This is a genomic window from Synechococcus sp. R6-10 (genome assembly GCF_047461815.1).
Lineage (GTDB): Bacteria > Cyanobacteriota > Cyanobacteriia > Thermostichales > Thermostichaceae > Thermostichus.
Window position 1 is genome coordinate 1 of sequence record NZ_JANSHW010000129.1, and the last position, 3,802, is coordinate 3,802.

3 protein-coding genes and 1 pseudogene are annotated in these 3,802 nt (G+C 59.7%); 3 read left to right on the plus strand and 1 reads right to left on the minus strand.

The annotated features are described in order from the left end of the window. Positions 1-168 (minus strand): annotated as a pseudogene (locus tag NW837_RS04220) (tyrosine--tRNA ligase); the annotation flags it as partial. Between the two features lie 202 nt (positions 169-370). On the opposite strand from NW837_RS04220, the gene NW837_RS04225 reads away from it, so the two are divergent. The 3 genes from NW837_RS04225 to NW837_RS04235 all read left to right on the plus strand — a co-directional run bounded on the left by NW837_RS04225 (position 371) and on the right by NW837_RS04235 (position 3,599). After that, positions 371-2,359, plus strand: a complete 1,989-nt coding sequence (locus NW837_RS04225; RefSeq protein WP_414329400.1) for a transglycosylase domain-containing protein — start codon at positions 371-373, stop codon at positions 2,357-2,359. Further along, on the plus strand, positions 2,356-2,736 hold the full coding sequence (locus tag NW837_RS04230; protein ID WP_414329401.1) for a hypothetical protein: 381 nt from the start codon (positions 2,356-2,358) through the stop codon (positions 2,734-2,736). The genes NW837_RS04225 and NW837_RS04230 overlap by 4 nt, the downstream gene beginning before the upstream one ends. Before the next feature lie 263 nt (positions 2,737-2,999). Then, positions 3,000-3,599 (plus strand): superoxide dismutase, encoded by a 600-nt coding sequence (locus NW837_RS04235; RefSeq protein ID WP_414329402.1) that lies wholly within the window; start codon positions 3,000-3,002, stop codon positions 3,597-3,599. The last annotated feature ends 203 nt before the right edge of the window (positions 3,600-3,802 follow it).

The window sequence follows — 3,802 nt, forward strand, 5'->3', positions numbered from 1 at the left end:
GGTGGGATCGATGCCCAGCTTCACCCGCAAGGGACGATCCGCTTGCGCCAAGCGCTCCGCCAGGGCAGCAGCTCCTCCTGGAAAGATCTCGGCCACCCCCCGCTCAACAATTTGGGCTATCAACGGATCCCGGTACGCTGGCGAAACTGAGGCTGACGATAAACTCAAAGCCTGATCCTCCGGCTGAACCCATGAGCAATTTTAAGCCCACGCAAAAGATGCTCGATTCTCAACTCAAGATCTTCTCCCCCTAGCCCGGTTGGAGTTGTCGATGGGCAGGGTTGGCCATCCTGCTGCCCCAATAGACGCCGCCCTATAATGGGTCTGGCTTGTTGTTGCTTTGCAACACGGACGTGACAGGGTTTTTGACGTGACCTACGGTCGCAGACCATTGGCCCGCCGGGCGAGAAAGCCGGGGTTGGAGCGTGTCTCCAATTCCCCTTTTTCCGGATCGGGGTTTGACGAGCATGCCGACTATACCCCACCCACCCGCCCCTCCCGGATTGCCCAGGTTGCCGGTGTGGTGGGCAATCTGTTGCTGGGATCCCTGCTCTTGGGATCCACGGCAACGGCTGCCGGATTGGTGGGGCTGGCCATCAGCTTTCGCAACTTGCCGGACGTGCATCAATTGCGGGATTACGTGCCCATTGCCACCACCCACATTGTCGATATTCGGGGCGAGCCCATTGCCAGCCTACACGGGGAGGCCAACCGGGAAGTGATCTCCCTTGAACAGGTCTCGCCGGAGATGAAAAAGGCCTTGCTGGCCATTGAAGACAGCCACTTCTACACCCATCCAGGCATTAATCCGGTCAGCTTGGGCCGGGCGATCCTAGGCAGTGTGGAGGGGGGTATAGGCTCGGCGGGGGGGGGATCCACCCTGACAATGCAGTTGGTCAAGAACCTGTTTTTGAGGCCGGAGCGTACCCTCAGCCGTAAAGTCGCCGAGATCGTGTTGGCGGTGCGCCTAGAACAGGTCTTCAGCAAAGACGAGATCCTGGAGATGTACCTCAACCAGGTGTACTGGGGGCACAATCTCTACGGCATCCAGGCGGCGGCCCGCAGCTACTTCAACAAGGATGCGTCTGAACTGAACTTGGCTGAAGCGGCGATGTTGGCTGGGATCCTGCCGGCCCCGGAAACCCTCAGCCCCTTTCGCAACCTGGAGGGAGCCAAACGGCGGCAACACCTGGTGCTGGATCGTCTGGTGGAGCTGAAGTGGATTACCCCCGAGGAAGCCCAGGCGGCGCGGGAGCAAAAGCTGACCTTAGGCCGCATTACCTCCTTTCAAAGTAACGCCCCAGCAGTTACCGACGCCATTGAGGCGGAGCTGCGGCGCCGCTATGGGGAACAAGCTCTAATGCAAGGAGGTCTGCGGGTTCAGTCCACCATCGATCTGCGTCTGCAGCGCCTTGCCCAGCGCATTGTCAATGAAGATGGCCCCCGCATTGGGGCAGCTCGTCGTGCCGATCAAATGGCTTTGGCGGCAGTGGATCCCCGTACCGGCTATGTGAAAGCCATTGTGGGCGGGATCAACGCTCAGCGGGGCCAATTTAACCGCGCCACCCAGGCGTTTCGCCAAACGGGATCCACCTTTAAGCCCTATGTGTACTACGCGGCTCTGGCCAGCGGGCGCTATTCACCCGGCAGCATCTTGGAAGATACCCCCGTCACCTATCCCGGCTCGCCACCCTACAGCCCGAAAAACTACGACAACACCTTCTATGGCTCCCTCACCTTTGCTCGGGCTTTGGAGCTCTCCCGCAACGTGCCCACGGTCAAGTTGGCCGATGATGTTGGGATCCGCAACGTCATCGCAGCGGCTCAGGCCACGGGTATTACTGCCGAGATGTTTCCCAACTTGGCTACAGCTCTGGGCTCGGCCAGCGTCAGCCCCCTGGAGATGGCGGCCAGCTATGCGGTCTTTGCCAATGGCGGATATCGGGTGGAGCCGACCCTCTTGGCCCAGGTGGTGGATCGCAACGGCCAAATCCTCTTCGAGGCCAGGCCTCAGCCGCAGCGGGTTTTGGATCCCTGGGCGGTGGCTACGCTCAACCAAATCCTCAAAGGGGTAGTGACCCAAGGCACCGGGAGGGCAGCTCGTCTGGACGATGGGCGACCTGTAGCCGGCAAAACCGGCACCACCTCTGATTTCCGCGACGCTTGGTTCATCGGCTATGTGCCGCAACTGTCTACCGCCATTTGGATCGGCAACGACAACAACTCCCCCATGCTGCCCGGCACCGCCGGCGGGGCCTTTGTTGCCCCCACCTGGAAGCGCTTTATGACTGAGGCTCTGCAAGGGATCCCACCTCAGGACTTCCCCAGCCCGCATCAATTTCCCCCTCCCCGACCATGACCTACAGCGAGGAGCGGCTGGCGCGCATCGAGCGCACTGTCGAGGCCAACGCTCAGGCCATCGCCCAACTGGCCCGGCAAAACCAAGAGCTGATGCAAACCATTGCCGGCACCGAGGAGCGCATTGCCAGAGCCGAGGAACGCATTGCCAAAGCCGAGGAACGCATTGCCAAAGCCGAGGAACGCATTGCTGGCGCCGAAGAACGTCTGGAGGCCGAGGTCAAACGCTGGGACGAGCGGTTTTTCCAGCTCAGCCGCGATACCCTCAACTTCACCCGCAATGTGGTTACCATTGCCGCCATCACGGCTGTTTTGATCCCCCTGCTCAGGGATGTCGCTCCCCTGCTGATCGAGCTGTTGCGGGAGGGATCCCGTTAGCCCTCTGTAGCTGGGACATCTCGCTTTTCCAACCGCTGGCCAACAAGTGGTTATCGGCAATTGCGCTGAGACAGCCGCGATTCCACCTCTCTGGGGTCGAGCAGGGTTCCAACCGGAATCGAGGTGTCCAAGGGATCCCAGCGCGTACTGATTCTGAGTTACACTAAAACTGCAAAGAAAGGTAACGCCTTTTTCTGGTTATCCTGACCCTTCGCCGCGTTCTTTCTTGCATTCCTTGCACAAGACACAGAGGACAGACGATTATGGCTTTTGAACTCCCGGCTCTGCCCTATCCTGCTGACGCGCTCAAGCCCTACATGTCGGCAGAAACCTTCTCCTACCACCACGGCAAGCACCACGCAGCCTACGTAGCCAACCTGAACAAGCTCATCGAGGGCACCGATCTGGCCAACAAGTCTCTGGAGGAGATCATCAAAGCCACCTTTGGGGATCCCAGCAAAGCGGGTATCTTCAACAATGCTGCCCAAGTTTGGAATCACACCTTTTTCTGGGAATCCATGAAGCCAGGCGGGGGAGGTGCGCCTACCGGGCCTATTGCCGACAAGATCAACGCCGACTTTGGCGGCTATGACAAGTTTGCAGAAGCCTTCAAGACGGCAGCCGCCACCCAATTTGGCAGCGGTTGGGCCTGGCTGGTGCTGGAGGATGGCACCCTGAAGGTCACCAAAACCCCCAATGCCGAAAACCCCCTGGTTTACGGCCAAACGCCCCTGCTCACTTTGGATGTGTGGGAGCACGCCTACTACCTGGATTACCAAAACCGGCGGCCTGACTTCATCAATGCCTACCTGGAGCACTTGGTGAACTGGGATGCCGCCAATGCCCGGCTGGCTGCCGCCTGACTCTACCTGTTCTGGGATCCCTTGACGGGGGATCCCATCGAAGACTAGCCCTATGTCTCTGTTTGCGAAGGGATCCTTGGGGATCCCTTTTTTGCGCCTAGTCTTTCCCCAAGCGTTCTCGCTCCTCGCGCAACCGCTCCAGAAAGCCGGGGGTAGGGGGTTGGGTTGGGGGTGCTGCAGGGGGAGCAGGAGTTGGAGCAACC

What these genes read in the sequence shown, in the direction of transcription:
- NW837_RS04230 (WP_414329401.1), top strand. Translation starts at nt 2,356, where the DNA reads ATGACCTACAGCGAGGAGCGGCTGGCGCGCATCGAGCGCACTGTCGAG.
- NW837_RS04235 (WP_414329402.1), top strand. Translation starts at nt 3,000, where the DNA reads ATGGCTTTTGAACTCCCGGCTCTGCCCTATCCTGCTGACGCGCTCAAG.